Origin of the sequence: Sphingobium soli (genome assembly GCF_020782245.1) — a bacterium.
Taxonomy (GTDB): Bacteria; Pseudomonadota; Alphaproteobacteria; order Sphingomonadales; family Sphingomonadaceae; genus Sphingobium; species Sphingobium soli.
Map to the genome: position 1 here is coordinate 1 of NZ_JAJGNP010000055.1, position 295 is coordinate 295.

1 tRNA gene is annotated in these 295 nt (G+C 56.6%); it reads right to left on the bottom strand.

The window, feature by feature from the left end:
* Positions 1-133: 133 nt before the first annotated feature.
* Positions 134-209, bottom strand: a tRNA-Ala gene (locus LL253_RS19710).
* Positions 210-295 lie beyond the last annotated feature (86 nt).

Below are 295 nucleotides of genomic sequence, written 5' to 3' on the forward strand. Positions count from 1 at the left end.
ACGGCATCGATTAAAAAACCCATTCACAATGTCAAAGAGGCCCGCCTTGCGAGCCATATCGCCACCCCATCGCTGGAGCGGCAAACCGCTACTCTTCATCTCTAGAGAATTTGGACAGCGCTACGCAGTCTGGTGGTGGAGCTTATCGGGATCGAACCGATGACCTGATGCTTGCAAAGCAACCGCTCTCCCAGCTGAGCTAAAGCCCCCAACCAGACAACTGGTGGGCCGGGGAGGAGTTGAACCTCCGACCTCACGCTTATCAGGCGTGCGCTCTAACCACCTGAGCTACCGG